Below are 16207 nucleotides of genomic sequence, written 5' to 3'. Positions count from 1 at the left end.
TCATCATATTGAAAATAGCCTAAGCAGTTTGGGTGCTAAGCTTAATAATCTTGATTCATTGCCTTGTCTAAACTTGTTATAAATTGTCCACATTTACACAGTTTTATCCATCAGTACATAGGCTTTAAAGCAGTGCGATGCTATCATAATTGGTCTTTTGAATCATGTCGTGAGCGTTATGCAGTATTCATTTAATTTGGCTTTAAATAATGAGCAAGATACCCAAAATCTGGCGCAGGTTTTGGCAACGCATTTTCGGTCGGGTGTGATTTATTTAATTGGTGATTTAGGCGCAGGAAAAACCACTTTATCGCGTTATTTTCTACAGCATTTGGGGCATCAGGGCGCGGTTAAAAGCCCGACTTACACCTTGGTGGAACCTTATCAAATACAAGGACAAGATATTTTTCATTTTGATTTATATCGTTTAAATGATCCTTATGAATTAGAGCTGATGGGCATTCGTGATTATTTAGAAACCCCAAATGCCTTGTTTTTATTTGAATGGCCATCAAAAGGTGGCGATGAAATTCCGCCCGCAGACCTGATCATTGAAATTAAAAAATCGGAAGATGAATTAAGCCGTACTGCAACGCTAAGTTCGTCTTCGGTTGCATTACAACAAGCTTTGGAGCAACAATTTAATCATGCCTAATGATGTGTTAAATCTACGTCGGATCCACACGCTTGAACCTGCCTTAGCCAACCAAATTGCTGCAGGTGAGGTGATTGAACGTCCTGCCTCTGTGGTCAAAGAACTACTAGAAAACTCCATTGATGCAGGTGCAACCGAGCTAATTATTCGGGTGGCACAAGGCGGCAGTACACTCATTGAAATTATTGATAATGGTCGTGGCATTCATGCTGAAGATTTGCCTTTGGCGGTGACTCGTCACGCGACCAGTAAAATTCAAACGGCTGATGATTTACATGCTATTGTCAGTTTAGGCTTTCGTGGTGAAGCACTGGCATCAATTGCAGCAGTATCGCGTTTGACTTTGGTCAGCAGCCAAACTGAAGATGGTGTTGGTTATCAGGTTGAAGTCAATGGCACTGCCTTTGACCATCAAGATATTCAGGCCGTTGCTGCACAAAAAGGCACCCATATTCGGGTGCAGGATTTATTTTTTAATGTGCCTGCACGACGTAAGTTCCTGAAAAAAGCAGGTACAGAATTTGGACATATTGAAGAAATTGTCCGTCGTTTGGCGCTGACACATTTTGATATTCGTTTTGTTTTGGAACACAACGACAGCATTAAACTGAATTTACCCATTGCAGACAGTGGCGAATTGCGTTTTCAGCGCGTGCAGCAACTTTTAGGACGAAACTTTGTCGAAAATGCCTATTGGATTGATGCTGATAGTGTCACCATGCGCTTATCGGGTTGGTTGGGGCATCCTTCCGATGCACGTTCACAAGCCGATTTACAGTATGTGTATGTGAATGGACGTATTGTAAAAGACAAGACCATCTCCCATGCTTTGCGTATGGCATACGAAGGTATTTTGCATGGACATCAACATGCTGCATATTTGCTATTTTTAGAAGTAGAACCTGAAAATATTGATGTCAATGTGCATCCGACCAAGCATGAAATTCGCTTTTTAAATCAGCGAGAAGTTCATGAGTTTGTAAGACATTACGCCAAAGAAACCTTAGCGCAATTTCAAACTGCAACTGCAGATTTAGCTACAGCCATGAAAGCCGATCCTATCGAACAAGCTGCGCCTTATGTGGTGCAACCGCGTTATCAGGAACAATTTTTACTGCACAAACATGCCGAGGCAAATCCTTACAATTCCGCTGACGATGCAGTAGATGCGTACACGATGCAGCCTGCTTCACAAGCGGGAAGTGAGTTACTTACCGATTTTAATCAGAGTCAGCCGCAGACAGTTCAATATAACCGACCTGTGCAGAGTAATTATCAAGGTTCGCAACAGCTCAACAATGCTTTAAAAAGCTATCTCGCGCCTTTACGTGATCTAGATCAAGACTCAGCCAATCTTACGCAAACAAACACAACACCTGCGGTGGATGAGCATCCGCTCGGCATTGCAATTGCGCAATTGCATGGTATTTACATTCTGGCGCAAAACAGTGAAGGCTTGATTATTGTAGATATGCATGCCGCCCATGAACGAATTGTGTTGCAACAGATGAAAGCCGCTTGGGATAAACCTGAGTTTTGGACTTCGCAGCAATTGCTGATCCCCAAAGTTATCAGCATTAGCCGCATGCAAGCCATGCGGGTGGATGATTTAAAAGAACAATTGGCACGACTGGGCTTGGAAATAGACCAATATGGCGATGAACAGGTCATTGTGCGCGGTGTGCCCGCGATTTTGCATAAGGCAGATTTTGCCGAATTAATTCCTGAATTACTTGATGATTTAGACCCAAATGATGAAGCGCAGGCGTTACTGCAAAAGCGTGATCATATTTTGGCGGGAATGGCATGTCATAGTGCAGTACGTGCACATCGGATGTTAAGTCTTTCTGAAATGAATGCCTTATTGCGTCAAATGGAACAAACCGAATTTGCTAGCCAATGTAATCATGGTCGCCCGACTTGGCGTGCCTTTCCATTGGCACAACTAGATAAACTTTTTGCTCGAGGAGAGTAGCGTTACATGTCAAATCAATTGCCGGTCATCAATTTAATGGGACCAACTGCAAGCGGTAAAACTGCTTTGGCATGTGAGCTGTATGAAATGGGGCATTTTGAGCTGATTTCAGTCGATTCTGCGCTAGTTTATCGAGATATGGATATTGGTACAGCCAAACCAACTAAAGCGGAACAGGCGCGTTATCCGCATCATTTGATTGATATTATCAGCCCGCTTGAAGTTTATTCTGCTGCACAGTTTGTGGAAGATGCTTGTGCCTTAATTGATGATATGCACGCGCGTGGCAAAACCCCAATTTTAGTGGGTGGAACCATGCTGTATTTTAAAGCTTTGCTTGAAGGACTATCTTCCAATTTACCCAGTGCCAATTACGACGTCCGTGCAGAAATTGAAGATAAAGCTGCACGCGAAGGTTGGGAAGCGGTCTATGCAGAGTTGTGTGCAGTAGATGCACTGGCGGGTGAAAAATTTAAGGTATCAGATAAACAACGTATTATTCGTGCACTAGAAGTTTATAAATTAACAGGAACGCCAATTACCCAGCTTCAGGCGGAACAACCCAAAAATGTACCATATCGTTACACTTTTCATAACCACGCCTTGATGCCTGATCGGGTAGAATTACATCAGCGTATTCAAAAACGCTTAGAGATTATGTGGGAAATGGGTTTTTTGAATGAGGTGCGACATCTTATTGAAAATTACGATTTAGATGCTAATTTACCCTCTATGCGTTCAGTTGGCTATCGTCAAGCTTTAGAGTTTTTGCAAAACGGTGATGAAAGTCGCGAAAAAATGCAGGAAATGGAGGATAAGGCGCTATTCGCGACACGACAACTCGCGAAACGTCAATATACTTGGCTCAGATCGTTGCAAGAATCGCATAAATTTCACACATATTTTACGATAAAGCAGGCTCAAGAAGACTTGCGAAACTGTTACGGATAAAGCAAAATTTACCTACTGTCTTTTTTATAATTTTTAATTGAAAAATAGAGATAGTTTTTGCGCTGATTTTTAATTATTTTTGGAGTTATAACATGTCTAAAGGTCAAACTTTACAAGATCCGTTCTTGAATTCTCTCCGTAAAGAACGTATTCCTGTTTCTATCTTCCTTGTGAACGGTATTAAGCTACAAGGCCATATTGAATCTTTTGACCAGTATGTTGTTTTATTAAAAAATACGGTAAGCCAAATGGTTTACAAACATGCAATTTCTACAGTTGTTCCTGCACGTAATCCACGTCCTGCTGGTGCACCTGCTGGTGGTCAAGGCGCTGGCTTTGGCGGTCAAGGCGGTGGCTTCGGTGGTCAAGGTGGTGGCTTTGGTGGTCAAGGCGGCTTCGGTGGTCAAGGTGGTGGCTTTGGTGGTCAAGGTGGCGGTTTCGGTAGTCAAGGTGGCTTTGGTGGTCAAGGCGGTGGTTTCGGTGGTCAAGGCGGCGGCTTCGGTGGTCAAGGTGGCTTCGGTGGTCAAGGTGGCTTCGGTGGCGGTCAAGCAACTGGCGGTTTTGACAACGATTCTAAATTTGAAGAATCTTCAGAAGACGATAACAACCGTTAATTGATCTTCTTAAAAAACCTCTCGAAATGAGAGGTTTTTTTATGTCTATGGTTTTTTTATCAAAGTCGTATTTTGGTAGTGGCTAAGATGAAGTGCATATGGTAAAAAAGCATAAAAAACCAGTGTTGCTACACTGGTTTTAATTTTGGAAATAGCAGAAAACTTAAGCTTAGTTTTTCTTGCGGTCTAAGCTTGGGTCTTTAATTTCTACAAAAGCATTGTTACGTGTTTCACGTAACCAGCTATCCAATTCAGTATCAAACTGGCGTTCACCTAGTATTTGACGTGCCATACGTTCTTGGTATTCACGAGTCATATCTTGCTGGCGTGTATCGGTCACTTGCAGTACATGCCAACCAAACTGGGTTTGGAATGGTGCGCTAATTTCACCTTTTGCAGTATTTTTCATTTGATTTTCAAATTCTGGCACCATCACGCCAGGATTCACCCAGCCTAGACTGCCGCCATCACGTGCAGAGCCAGCGTCATTAGAGAACGTCGCTGCTAAGGTTGCAAAGTCTTCACCCGCTTTTAAACGGTTGTGAATACTGTCAATCATGTGTTTCGCATTTTCAGGGCTTACGACTTCACTTGGCTGAATCAAGATATGTCGAGTTTGATATTGTGGAACTAGTGCACGTTGCTCAGTACTTTTGCGCTCCAGTAATTTTACGACATGAATACCATCACGGACTTCAATCAGTTCACTGGTTTGCCCCACATCTAATGGCGTAATACGTGCAGCAAGTTCCGCGGGAATATCGGTCAAGTTACGTAAACCCATGTCTGCAGACTGAACGGTTACACCATTGCCTGTATATTTTTTACTAATGGCTTGAATGTCATTGTTCTGCGCCAATTCAGCTTTGACTTGTTGCGCAACTTGTGCGGCATTTTCTGCTCCAGAAACACGCACATGCAAAATATGTACTTGATTGCCTAAGGCAGCCTGACCTTGTGGTGTTTTCAGGAAATTATCAACATCTTGGTCGCTAATTTGAATACGTGACATTACGACTTGCTGACGTAAGCGATTCATTGCCAAATCTTCAGCAATACGGTTACGTAAAAACGCATAACTGCCTGGTGCAGATTTATCTAATTTTTGCTGAAAAGTTTCTAGGCTGTTTGCGCCATTTTGCTGTGCAACTTTTAACACAGCTTCATTCAGGGATTTTTCATCAGCTTTAATGTTATAGCGTTTTACTTGTTCTAATTGAGCCTGACGTACAATTAATTGCTCTAAGGCTTGTTGTTCTAAAATTTGTTGAGGTGGAACAGGGCGCTTTTGCATTTCAAGCTGTTGCTTAAGTTCAACCACGCTTTGCGCTAAATCACTTTTTAAAATGACACTATTGTCAACTACAGCCACAATTTGATCATTCGCAGCGGCAAATGCAGGCAGGCTAACAGCCATGCTCAGTGCCAAGGTAGATGCTTTTAAAAATCGTTTTAACTGTACTGTCTTCATTAACGTTGTGTCCAAGATTGATTAATTTTATTAAAACCTAAAATACGGTTTTCAAGCAAAGAAGCAAGTTTATTATTGAAACTGCCTAAACCTTTTAAATTTAGCTCTGCCATAATGGCACGTTTTGGTTTAACACCTGCATCTGTCACATCGTCCAAGTCGTTATAGTAAGAGCGACCATAGACTGAAATACCCCAGCAGCATGATTCGTAATTTACACCCAGTAAATACTCACGTGCCACACTGTTATCTAAGTCATATTGTGCGTGACCTAAAATACGCCAGTTGTTGTGAATGGGTTGAATGAATGATGCAACCACTTGATCATAATGGTCTTGGCGGTTTGGAATATAACGACGGTTAATATAGCCAAAGTTATATAAGTTACCCTGATCGCCAGCGTAAAGCAGATTTACATTACGCTGAGCATTGTCGCCATTAGACATCCAAGCAGCATTGGCACCCACACTGAGGTTTTGACTTAGCTGACTGGTTAAGCTCACAATTGGCCCAGTACGGTTTTCCGTATTAAATTCGTCTTCGGTATTATCCAACGTGACACGACGATCTTCAAAGTAAAAACTTTGACCAATTCCTGCTCTAAGGCGTTCTAAACCAATTTCATCAAACAGGCTATAGCTTAAGCCTAAAGATAAGAAATTATTATCTTCTAAACGGTCATGTCCATAGAAACGGTTTGGACTGAATAATTGATCATAATTGATTGATGCTGTTGCAGAATCAAAGTTAGGGTGATCATTTTGATTTTTATACGGTGCATAGGCATAGAATGCACGTGGCGTAATCGTTTGTAGGAAGCGACCATTTTTTTCAAAGGTAATCCCTGTGTCCAATGTAAATTGTGGCACAGTGACAGATTCACTTTCACTAGATGAGTTATATTGATTCAACGCATTTCGAGTGTCTTTGTCATAGAAGGTGTTAATGTTGCGTAAAGACACTTCTGGAATAACAAATGACCACGGATTGCGGTAGTTATAACGCACTGCAAAGTCGTTATAAATACGGGTGCCGCTTGGTTCGCCTACATCTAATGCACCAATGTCTTTTTTGAAGTAAGCCGTGTCGTTATTAAACTCGACTTGGAAACCTTGAGGATTACCTGTTTTATAATTCAACAAGAATTGTGGTAAACGTGCATAAGGGCGTTTTTCATAGGCAATAGATTGATCCAGCGTTTGGAAATCTTCAACTTTGAGCTGAGCTTTTAAGCCAGGAATACCATTGCGATAGTTAAGTTCCCAAGCACGACGTAAATTAAGATCGGTTTTGGAGTTCGGGTTGTTATTTAAATCGGCAAAGTAGTCTTTGTCCGATGCATAGTTATATTCTAGGTTGGTTGAAAATTGCTCGTTAATTTGCCAGCCGTGTAAAAAATGTAGATCTTTACGGTCTTGATCAACATATTTGGCATCCGATGCTAAATAACCGCCCCAAATTTTACCTGAACCAAAAATTTCAGTTAAATAACGGAATTCACCTTCTAGCATCGCGCCACGATCGGCAATATAACGCGGGCTAACGGTTGCATCAAAATTCGGTGCAAGGTTTAAATACACAGGCACAGACAGCTCGACACCACCATCATTGGTAAAGCCAAAACTAGGCGTCAAAATACCTGTGGTACGGCGGTCATCAATTGGGAAATTGAAGTAGGGTACAGCTAAAACTGGTACATTTTTCACATACAATTTGGTGCCGCGTGTTTCACCGCGTCCCGTTTCCTGATTCAGCTTAATTTCATTGGCTTGAATTTTCCAGGTTGGCGCTTGCTCGGGTGGGCAGGTGCTGTAGGTGGCGTTATTGAGTACCATGGTATTGGTTGAGGTACGTGCAATTTTTTCTGCCATGCCATGCGCATGCTGTTTTTCAGCAATATAAAAACTGTTATTTAAATCGCCTTGCTGATTTTTAAGGTTGTAGTTAATTTCATCACTTTGCGCAAGTAAACCAGCTTGTGCCATTTGTACACGACCTTCGGCTTTGGCAAAGGTTTGGGTTTGATCAATGGTAATTTTATCGGCGCGAATTTGACGGCCTTGCTGGTCAATCAGGACATTGCCTTCCAAGACGGAATCGCCATTTGGGTCATAGTGACCATAATCGGCAGTAACGGTAGAGGTCGCTTCTGCAGCATCTACGGCAACGGTGCTTGAGCTGATTGGCGTTAGCCATGCACCTTCACAATAGGCAGAACTTTGAGTGTGCCCAAATTGTTGTTGTGCTTCAGGTGCAGCTTTATCAACATAATATTGCTCAAAGAACTGCTGCCCAGGATAAGCTTCCTGAATGGTGTGTTTAAGCTGCTGGTTATTGAGATTTGTGACAGATGAAGTCTGATCTGTGGTCTGCGCATAGCTGGAAACAGAGTGACCACATAACAGAGTTAAGACCGCAGTCGCTAAAGGATTAAATTTAAACTGATGCTTCATTTATCTCATCAACCAAGAATGCTTAATCGCAATTAATTATTGTCGCATCATAGAGAAAAAGCGCAGAAGTAGCTACACTTAGCACTTTAAAAACTCAGCCTGTATTAGAATTTATTGCAAATGAATACACAACGCGAACAATTGATACAAACATGGATAACATCTGTACTTGGTTCAGATCAATTTGAAACTCATTTTTTAGCAGGCGATGCAAGTTTTCGTCGTTACGCACGAATCAAGTTGAATAATAAAACATTTATGCTCATGGATGCACCACCAGAAAAAGAAGATTGTGGTCCTTTTGTGACGATTGATGAATTTTTTGCTGCCCATGGCGTGCGCGTGCCAAAAATTGTAGCCAAAGACCTGACACAAGGCTTTTTGTTGCTTGAAGATTTTGGTGATGTCTTATTATCTACCTTGCTGAATGATCAGACTGTAGATGACTACTATGCGCAGTGTTTTAAGCAGTTAATTCAATTACAAGATATTGATGGTACGGCACATTTCCCTGAATATTCCTATGACAAACTCATCAGTGAAATGGAGTTACTCACCGATTGGTTATTGCCTGCCTTACAGATTCAGCCAACGGCTGAAGAAAGTGCATTAATTAAACGTACATTTGCAATTTTGGCCAATGCCGCTTTGGCTCAGCCACAAGTGATTGTGCATCGCGATTTTCATAGTCGTAACTTAATGAAAATTAATGATGATACCGAGCTAGGTGTAATCGATTTTCAGGATGCAGTGATTGGTGCAGACACCTATGACCTGATTTCAATTACGCGTGATGCTTATGTACAGTGGAATGCTGAGCGTGTGTATCGCTGGTTTAAAATGTTTTATGACTTGTTGCCGGCAGCATCTAAGCAAGACCGTGATTTTGAACAATTTAAAAAAGATGCCGATATGATGGCGATTCAGCGTCATATCAAAATTTTAGGTATTTTTGTGCGTTTATTTGAGCGTGATGGTAAATCGGGTTATCTCAAGGATTTACCGCGCGTAATGTGGTATTTACTTGAAGAAAGTAAACCTTATCCAGAATTACAACCATTTATGCACTTTATTCACACGACAGTAATGCCAAAATTTACAGCCAAATATGGTCAGTATGAGGTGGTTGCCTAAATGAAAGCCATGATTCTTGCTGCAGGCATGGGTAATCGTATGCGTCCTTTAACGTTGCATACACCTAAGCCATTATTGGAAGTCGGTGGTAAGCCTTTAATTGTGTGGCACATCGAAAAATTACAAAAGATGGGTGTGCAGGAAATTGTCATCAATACGGCATGGTTGGGTGAAAAACTTGCAGATGCTTTGGGTGATGGTTCGCAATTTGGTGTGAAAATTTTGTGGTCGCATGAAGGCGAAGGCTTAGAAACTGCAGGTGGCATCATCAATGCGTTGCCATTATTGGGCAATGAACCTTTTATATTGGTGAATGGCGATGTTTGGACCACCATGGATTTTGCGCCACTATTAAATGTGCAGCTTCAAGACGACTTGGCACATTTGGTTTTGGTGGAAAACCCTGTGCAGCATCCGCAAGGTGATTTCACTTTGGCTGCAAACAAAGCCTATACTTTTGAGCAAGCACGCTCAGGTGAAAATCTGACTTATAGTGGCGTGGCGGTGATGCATCCGCAAATGTTTAACGGTTTGGAATCGGGCAAACGTCCGCTTGCGCCATTGCTCAAACAAGCCATGCAGCAAGAAAAAATTTCTGCACAGAAATTGCAGGGTGTTTGGGTGGATGTTGGCACTCCTGAACGATTAAATACGCTAGATCAACAAATTCAGCAGGGTGTGTACGCTTAAGTGCATATTCACTAAGCATTCGCCCCTATGACTGCAACTATAAATCGGTATACTTCCATTAACTTTTTCGAGATGTGAATTGTGATGCATTCGTTTTTTCAGGAACTCAAGCAAGGTAGTCAGGCTTTAGGTTTAGAGCTCAGTGATGAGGCTTTAAATTTATTACTCAAATACCAAGATGCTTTGGTGCTATGGAACAAAGCGTACAACCTCACTGCAATTCGTGACCCGAAAGAAATGCTAGTGAAGCATTTGCTAGATAGTCTGAGCATCCTCAAAGATTTGCCTGCAGGTCGTTTACTGGATATTGGTACTGGCGGTGGTATGCCGGGCATGATTATTGCCTTGTGTCAGCCTGAGCGCGATTGCGTGTTATTGGACTCGAATGGTAAAAAGATTCGTTTCTTAAAACAGTTTATTGCCGATTTAAAACTGAAAAACGTCGTGGCAGTTCAGACCCGTGTTGAAAATGAAGACAGCATCCGCGAGTTAGGTCAGTTTGATGTAATTACCAGTCGTGCTTTTGCATCTTTAACTGACTTTGTAGCCGCGTCAAAACCATTTATGCATGAGCAAAGTATTATTGCATCTATGAAAGGTTTGATTCCTGCCGATGAAGTAGAGGCATTGAAAGATGAATTCAGCTGTGAAATTATCGAGCTTAAAGTTCCGCGCTTAGACGAACAACGTCATTTACTTTTATTAAAACGTATCTAATTTTCAAAGGACTGGGGTGATCATGGCACAAATTATTGCGATTGCGAACCAAAAAGGTGGTGTCGGAAAAACCACAACCGCAGTAAATTTGGCAGCATCTTTGGCTGTTTTGAAAAAGCGCATTTTATTGGTCGATATGGACTCACAAGGCAATGCCACCATGGGTTCAGGCATTCAAAAAAATGATTTGCTGTATTCAGTGACCGATGTATTGTTGGGCGAAGTGCCGATTGAAACTGCAATTAGCAAGGCAGAAGTTGGTTATAAAGTTTTGGGTGCCAATCGTGATTTGGCTGGGGTTGAATTGGTGATTGCTGAGCAAGAGGGGCGTGAGTTTATTTTGCGCAATGCCTTGCAAGAAGTTGCCAAAGACTTTGATTATATTATTGTCGACTGTGCACCAAGTTTAAGCTTAATTACAGTAAACGCTTTAGCAGCAGTGCAAAGTGTAATCATTCCAATGCAGTGCGAATATTATGCACTTGAAGGTTTGGCTGACCTGACGCAAACCATTGACCGTATTCAACAAGCACTCAATCCTGATTTAGAAATTATTGGTGTATTACGCACCATGTATGATGCGCGCAATGCCTTAACCCGTGACGTGTCTGAAGAATTATCGCACTATTTTGGTAAAAAATTATACGATACCGTGATTCCGCGTAATGTACGCTTGGCAGAAGCACCTGCACACGGTTTACCCGTCATTTATTTTGAAAAAAGCTCGAAGGGTGCAGTTGCCTACCTGAATTTAGCAGCTGAAATGTTGAAAAAAAGCAAAGTGAAAAAAGGAAGTAAAGCATGACCACAAAAAAACGCGGATTAGCCAAAGGTCGTGGTTTGGATGCCTTATTGGGGTCAATCCAGAAAGAAAAATTACAACTTGAAGTGCAATCTTTAGATCATGGTCAGCTCAAACAAATTGATGTCAATTTATTAAAACGTGGTGAATATCAACCGCGTCGTTTTATTCAAGAACAAGATTTGCAGGAACTGGCGGCATCTATTGAAAAACATGGTGTAATGCAGCCAATTGTGATTCGTCCTATTGATGACGAACTACATCCTTATGAAATTATTGCAGGTGAACGTCGCTGGCGTGCTGCACAGTTGGCTGGTTTAACTGAAATTCCAGCAATTGTGCGTGATTTGACCGATCAGGTCGCGATTGCTTTGGCATTAATTGAAAACATTCAGCGCCAAGATCTTAATCCGATTGATCAGGCAATGGCGCTGCAACGCTTTCACGATGAGTTTGGCTTGAGTCATCAAGAAATTGCCGAAACAGTAGGTAAAGCACGTACCACGGTCAGTAATTTATTGCGTTTACTCACTTTGGCTGAGCCTGTTAAAGAGTTGATGCAGCAAGGCTTGCTAGATATGGGTCATGCACGTGCTATTTTAACTTTGAAAGCTAAAGATCAGCTCAAAGTCGCGCAGCATGTAATTGAAAAGAATTTATCGGTACGTCAAACCGAACAGTTGGTACGTGACTTTAATGCGCCAAAACAAGAAAAGCCGAAAACGGCTATTGCGCCTGATATTCAACAACTCACGCAACGTCTTTCTGAGCGTTTTAGTGCAGATGTTAAAATTGATTATAACAAGCAAGGTAAGGGCAAATTGACCATCAGTTATCACTCTCTGGAAGAGCTGGATGGTATTTTAAATATTTGCCTGTCCGATTAATTTTAATTCGTATTTTATTGGGGAAAAGCGAATGTGGGAATTGGTAAAAGCAGGTGGCTGGCTGATGCTGCCGTTGGTATTGTGCTCGGTATTTACCGTTGCAATTACCATTGAGCGTTTTATGCGTTTAAAGAGAGCAGGTATTTTGCCCAATGCGTTGTTGCTCAACCGCGGGCAAAGTTTAGCGACTGTGTTGCAACAACTGAATCAAAGTGCCAACTTAAAAAACAGTACATTAGGCCGTATTTTTGAGGCGGGTGCGCGTAACAAACAACAATCAGAACACTATGCGCGTGCACAAATGGAAGCGACAGCTTCACAAGAAATTGGTTATTTAGAAAAAAATATCAACTTCTTGGGTACGCTCAGTGCAGTTGCGCCATTATTGGGTTTATTGGGTACAGTGCTTGGGATTATTGAATCATTTTTAGTGATTGATGTGGGTGCAAGTAATCCAACCTTAATGATTCCAGGGATTTCTAAAGCCTTAATTACCACTGCTGCAGGTATGTTAATTGCAATTCCAGCCTTATTTGCCTATCGTTATTTTCAGCGTTTGGTGCAAGAATATACTGCTGAGTTAGAGCAGCAAGCGACTTTGTTTCACGCAGGATTATTTCATCAGAGTCAACCTCATCAGCTTGATGCGGATGTGCAAGATGTGAAAAAAGTAAGCTAAGGTGAGTTTATGAAATTCAAACGCTCGCAAGTTGAAGATATTCATATTAACCTGACCCCAATGATTGACTGTTTGCTGTTCATCTTGGTGTTTTTGTTGCTTTCGACCACATTTAACCAATTTAGCCGTATGAATTTAACTTTGCCAGATGCGCAAGGCGTACCACCAAAATCTTATGAACATAAAATTGAAGTCGTGGTAGATTCTTCAGGGCATTATTCTGTCAATGGTCAGGCACTTTCGACTAAGGAAGTGGCAGATTTAAGCACAGCAATTAAACAAATTTCTCAAGATCGACGTGATTTAATGTTTATCATTGCTGCAGATGCCAAAGCCACTCATCAAGATGTGATTCGAGTGATGGATGTCGCAGGACAACTTGGTTTCGTCAACATCAATATCAGTACGAAAGTCCCAACTCGAGGTTATTAGTGAAGAAGGATTTACAGGTCTATCGCCGTCTTCTGAGATATTTGCTCCCATTTTGGGGCTTGGCAATCTTGGTGATTATCGGTTTCGCCATTAATGCAGCCACAGAAGTATCTGTTGCAAAACTCTTGGAAAAAATTATTAATGCCATTCAGGAGCGTGACCAATCTTTCACCACACTATTTCCGCTATTAGTCATTGCACTGATGTTTTTCCGTGGTTTGGGAACTTTTATTGGCGGTTACTATACCGCAGTGATTTCACGTAATTTGGTATTCAATATCCGTCAGGAAGTCTTTGCTAAATTGCTGCGTTTACCTGCACAGTATTACTTAGATAATACCAGTGGGCACATTACTGCCAAAATTATGTATAACGTAGAGCAGTTGACCGCTGCATCTACAGAATCGCTGCGTACATTGGTACAACAGGGTTTGATTACACTCGGCTTGCTCGGCTATTTGCTGTATACCAACTGGCGTTTGACCCTCTGTATTTTGGTATTTGGCCCATTAATTGGCTTGCTGATTCGTAAAGCTGCAAAACGCATGCGTCGTTTATCTATTCAAGTACAAGACACCATGGGGGATGTAAACCACGTGGTGCAAGAAACGGTGAATGGTAATTTGGTCGTCAAAGGTTTTGGTGGTCAGACCTATGAACAAAGCCGATTTAAAGAAAACTCTTTAGAAAACCTGCGTCGTGGTTTAAAGATGGTGGCAGTGCAGCAATTGAACAGCCCTGTGGTGCAGTTCATTATGTCCATTGCTTTGGCAATTATTATCTGGATTGCCTTACGCCCAGAAATTCTACGTGATATTTCAGCAGGCGAGTTTGTAGCCTACATTACTGCCGCAGGTATGTTGAGCAAACCAATTAAAGCCCTTACCGATATTAATGAAAAATTACAACGCGGTTTGGCAGCAGCGCATTCGGTTTTTGAATTGCTCGATATGCCTGAAGAAGACAATCACGGGACGCTTACACCAGACCTAAAAGGCAATTTGCAATTTAAAAATGTGAATTTGGTGTATTCCGATGGACACCATGCCATTCATGATTTCAATCTAGATGTCAAAGCAGGCGAGACAGTGGCTTTGGTCGGTCGTTCAGGTGCGGGTAAAACCTCATTGGTCAATCTGTTGGTACGTTTTCAGGAAGTATCTTCAGGGCAAATTTTGTTTGATCAGCATGATATTCGTGACATTGAGCTGAATAGCCTGCGTTCACAAATTGCTATGGTCAATCAGCAAGTGGTATTGTTTAACCGTACAGTGCGTGAAAATATTGCCTATGGTCAGCTTGAAGGTGCGAGTGATGAAGCAGTGATTGCTGCAGCCAAAGCGGCTTATGCACATGACTTTATTATGGCTTTACCGCAAGGCTACGACACAGCATTAGGTGCGCAAGGTTTGAATTTGTCGGGTGGTCAGCGACAGCGTATTGCCATTGCACGTGCAATCTTGAAAAATGCACCGATTTTAATTTTAGATGAAGCCACCAGTGCTTTAGACAATGAATCTGAATACTTTATTCAACGTGCATTTGATGCGGCCATGCAAGACCGTACCACCATTGTCATTGCACACCGTTTATCTACCATTGAAAATGCTGACCGTATTGTGGTGATGGATCAGGGGCGTATTTTAGAACAAGGAACTCATCAGGAACTCATAGCGCAAAAAGGCGCGTACTTCCAGTTGCATCAACGTAACTTCGAGGAACATTAACTCATGGCTTTGGCACAATTTATTCAGGACGCTTGGCAGCAACAGGCCAAATGGCTGGTTGTGCTTAGACCCTTGTCTTTATTGTACCGTGGTGTGAGTTTGCTCAATCAAAATTTATATCGTTCAGGTATTAAAACCGCTTATACCGCGCCCGTACCTGTGATGGTGATTGGCAATATTACTGTGGGTGGCAGCGGCAAAACCCCTTTGCTGATTCACTTGGTCAAATATCTACAAAGTTTAGATGTTCGTGTTGGCGTGATTAGCCGTGGTTATGGCGGAAAAGGCCCATTTCCAGCCTATGTCAGCATTGACGCTAATGTTGACGTAGTGGGCGATGAACCGACTTTGATTGTGCAATCTACAGGCGTACCGATGGCTGTGGGGCCAAATCGTCAAAAAAGTATTGAATTGTTACTTGCACAGCATGAATTGGATTTAATTATTAGTGATGATGGTTTGCAGCATTTGGCTTTAAACCGTCAATTGGAATGGATTGTTTTAGATAATAATCGTGGTTTGGGTAACGAGAAAATATTGCCCGAAGGTTATTTGCGTGAACCAAAATCTCGATTAGAGCATGCCACGGTGATTGAACATGCAGCGCAACCGAGTTCTGAATTAAATATGCATTTGGCCGTTGCAGCGCCATACTTATTGCATCCCGCACAAGAATTAATTTTTGATCCGACCCAAAATTTTTATGCTGTCGTGGGCATTGGCTTTCCTGAGCGGTTTTATAAAACTTTAGAGTCGATGGGTGTGACCCAATTTCAATGCCATGAGTTTCCAGACCACCATGACTATGAAATTACCGATTTGCAGTTTGAAGATTCGCAACCGATTATTACCACAGAAAAAGATGCAGTAAAGTTATTGCCTCTGTTAAAACAATATCCAGATTTTCAGCGTGAAATTTGGGTTGTACCTGTAGATGCAGTATTGTCATCGGCCTGCTATGTCACCTTACATCAACAATTGAAACAATTGGGTTTAAACCTGCCTGAAAGACCATGATAA

15 protein-coding genes are annotated in these 16207 nt (G+C 41.8%); 13 read left to right on the top strand and 2 right to left on the bottom strand.

The window, feature by feature from the left end:
* The first annotated feature begins 178 nt into the window (after positions 1 to 178).
* From tsaE to hfq, 4 genes are all read left to right on the top strand, one after another.
* Positions 179 to 655 carry a tRNA (adenosine(37)-N6)-threonylcarbamoyltransferase complex ATPase subunit type 1 TsaE gene (gene tsaE, locus FTT71_RS00200; RefSeq protein ID WP_096901184.1) on the top strand — a complete coding sequence of 159 codons (477 nt, stop codon included), beginning with the start codon at positions 179 to 181 and terminating at the stop codon, positions 653 to 655.
* Positions 648 to 2630, top strand: coding sequence for a DNA mismatch repair endonuclease MutL (mutL, locus tag FTT71_RS00195; RefSeq protein WP_154320806.1), 1983 nt, complete (start codon positions 648 to 650; stop codon positions 2628 to 2630). Before tsaE ends, mutL begins: the two co-directional genes overlap by 8 nt.
* A 6-nt stretch (positions 2631 to 2636) precedes the next feature.
* A complete protein-coding gene (gene miaA / locus FTT71_RS00190; RefSeq protein WP_167845959.1) occupies positions 2637 to 3581 on the top strand; it encodes a tRNA (adenosine(37)-N6)-dimethylallyltransferase MiaA in 945 nt (314 codons plus the stop codon).
* A gap of 92 nt (positions 3582 to 3673) precedes the next feature.
* On the top strand, positions 3674 to 4195 hold the full coding sequence (gene hfq / locus FTT71_RS00185) for an RNA chaperone Hfq (protein WP_104851882.1): 522 nt from the start codon (positions 3674 to 3676) through the stop codon (positions 4193 to 4195).
* A gap of 169 nt (positions 4196 to 4364) precedes the next feature.
* Here hfq and FTT71_RS00180 read toward each other — a convergent pair whose 3' ends face one another.
* Both FTT71_RS00180 and FTT71_RS00175 read right to left on the bottom strand, forming a co-directional pair.
* Positions 4365 to 5666 (bottom strand): peptidylprolyl isomerase, encoded by a 1302-nt coding sequence (locus FTT71_RS00180; protein WP_180160625.1) that lies wholly within the window; start codon positions 5664 to 5666, stop codon positions 4365 to 4367.
* Positions 5666 to 8119, bottom strand: coding sequence for an LPS-assembly protein LptD (locus tag FTT71_RS00175; protein WP_180160624.1), 2454 nt, complete (start codon positions 8117 to 8119; stop codon positions 5666 to 5668). Before FTT71_RS00175 ends, FTT71_RS00180 begins: the two co-directional genes overlap by 1 nt.
* Positions 8120 to 8239: 120 nt before the next feature.
* Between FTT71_RS00175 and FTT71_RS00170 the strand changes: the two genes are divergently transcribed.
* The 9 genes from FTT71_RS00170 (at position 8240) to lpxK (ending at position 16204) form a co-directional block, all read left to right on the top strand.
* A complete protein-coding gene (locus tag FTT71_RS00170; protein ID WP_131261487.1) occupies positions 8240 to 9253 on the top strand; it encodes an aminoglycoside phosphotransferase family protein in 1014 nt (337 codons plus the stop codon).
* The gene (gene murU, locus FTT71_RS00165; RefSeq protein ID WP_131261486.1) at positions 9254 to 9943 is read left to right on the top strand and encodes an N-acetylmuramate alpha-1-phosphate uridylyltransferase MurU; all 690 of its coding nucleotides are present in this window, start codon (positions 9254 to 9256) and stop codon (positions 9941 to 9943) included.
* An 84-nt stretch (positions 9944 to 10027) separates the two neighbouring features.
* A complete protein-coding gene (gene rsmG, locus FTT71_RS00160) occupies positions 10028 to 10660 on the top strand; it encodes a 16S rRNA (guanine(527)-N(7))-methyltransferase RsmG (protein WP_131261485.1) in 633 nt (210 codons plus the stop codon).
* A gap of 22 nt (positions 10661 to 10682) precedes the next feature.
* Complete coding sequence (locus FTT71_RS00155) at positions 10683 to 11465, top strand: ParA family protein (protein ID WP_096901175.1); 783 nt, start codon at positions 10683 to 10685, stop codon at positions 11463 to 11465.
* Entirely contained in the window at positions 11462 to 12349 is an 888-nt protein-coding gene (locus tag FTT71_RS00150; RefSeq protein WP_131261484.1) for a ParB/RepB/Spo0J family partition protein, read from the top strand. Before FTT71_RS00155 ends, FTT71_RS00150 begins: the two co-directional genes overlap by 4 nt.
* Positions 12350 to 12380: 31 nt before the next feature.
* Entirely contained in the window at positions 12381 to 13028 is a 648-nt protein-coding gene (locus tag FTT71_RS00145; RefSeq protein ID WP_004976814.1) for a MotA/TolQ/ExbB proton channel family protein, read from the top strand.
* Between the two features lie 9 nt (positions 13029 to 13037).
* Entirely contained in the window at positions 13038 to 13460 is a 423-nt protein-coding gene (locus FTT71_RS00140; RefSeq protein ID WP_004976812.1) for a biopolymer transporter ExbD, read from the top strand.
* Positions 13460 to 15187, top strand: coding sequence for a lipid A export permease/ATP-binding protein MsbA (msbA, locus tag FTT71_RS00135; protein ID WP_179990134.1), 1728 nt, complete (start codon positions 13460 to 13462; stop codon positions 15185 to 15187). The genes FTT71_RS00140 and msbA overlap by 1 nt, the downstream gene beginning before the upstream one ends.
* A gap of 3 nt (positions 15188 to 15190) precedes the next feature.
* Complete coding sequence (gene lpxK / locus FTT71_RS00130; RefSeq protein WP_179990275.1) at positions 15191 to 16204, top strand: tetraacyldisaccharide 4'-kinase; 1014 nt, start codon at positions 15191 to 15193, stop codon at positions 16202 to 16204.
* The last annotated feature ends 3 nt before the right edge of the window (positions 16205 to 16207 follow it).

Origin of the sequence: Acinetobacter sp. YH01004 (assembly GCF_013420455.1) — a bacterium.
Classification (GTDB): Bacteria; Pseudomonadota; Gammaproteobacteria; order Pseudomonadales; family Moraxellaceae; genus Acinetobacter; species Acinetobacter towneri.
This window is presented reverse-complemented; position numbering and strand designations above follow the sequence as displayed.

Excerpts from the sequence above, each read along its gene's own strand:
- miaA (WP_167845959.1), top strand. The coding sequence starts at position 2,637 with ATGTCAAATCAATTGCCGGTCATCAATTTAATGGGACCAACTGCAAGC.
- FTT71_RS00180 (WP_180160625.1), bottom strand. The coding sequence starts at position 5,666 with ATGAAGACAGTACAGTTAAAACGATTTTTAAAAGCATCTACCTTGGCA.
- rsmG (WP_131261485.1), top strand. The coding sequence starts at position 10,028 with ATGCATTCGTTTTTTCAGGAACTCAAGCAAGGTAGTCAGGCTTTAGGT.
- FTT71_RS00145 (WP_004976814.1), top strand. The coding sequence starts at position 12,381 with ATGTGGGAATTGGTAAAAGCAGGTGGCTGGCTGATGCTGCCGTTGGTA.
- FTT71_RS00170 (WP_131261487.1), top strand. The coding sequence starts at position 8,240 with ATGAATACACAACGCGAACAATTGATACAAACATGGATAACATCTGTA.
- hfq (WP_104851882.1), top strand. The coding sequence starts at position 3,674 with ATGTCTAAAGGTCAAACTTTACAAGATCCGTTCTTGAATTCTCTCCGT.
- mutL (WP_154320806.1), top strand. The coding sequence starts at position 648 with ATGCCTAATGATGTGTTAAATCTACGTCGGATCCACACGCTTGAACCT.
- lpxK (WP_179990275.1), top strand. The coding sequence starts at position 15,191 with ATGGCTTTGGCACAATTTATTCAGGACGCTTGGCAGCAACAGGCCAAA.
- murU (WP_131261486.1), top strand. The coding sequence starts at position 9,254 with ATGAAAGCCATGATTCTTGCTGCAGGCATGGGTAATCGTATGCGTCCT.
- FTT71_RS00140 (WP_004976812.1), top strand. The coding sequence starts at position 13,038 with ATGAAATTCAAACGCTCGCAAGTTGAAGATATTCATATTAACCTGACC.
- FTT71_RS00175 (WP_180160624.1), bottom strand. The coding sequence starts at position 8,119 with ATGAAGCATCAGTTTAAATTTAATCCTTTAGCGACTGCGGTCTTAACT.
- FTT71_RS00150 (WP_131261484.1), top strand. The coding sequence starts at position 11,462 with ATGACCACAAAAAAACGCGGATTAGCCAAAGGTCGTGGTTTGGATGCC.
- FTT71_RS00155 (WP_096901175.1), top strand. The coding sequence starts at position 10,683 with ATGGCACAAATTATTGCGATTGCGAACCAAAAAGGTGGTGTCGGAAAA.
- tsaE (WP_096901184.1), top strand. The coding sequence starts at position 179 with ATGCAGTATTCATTTAATTTGGCTTTAAATAATGAGCAAGATACCCAA.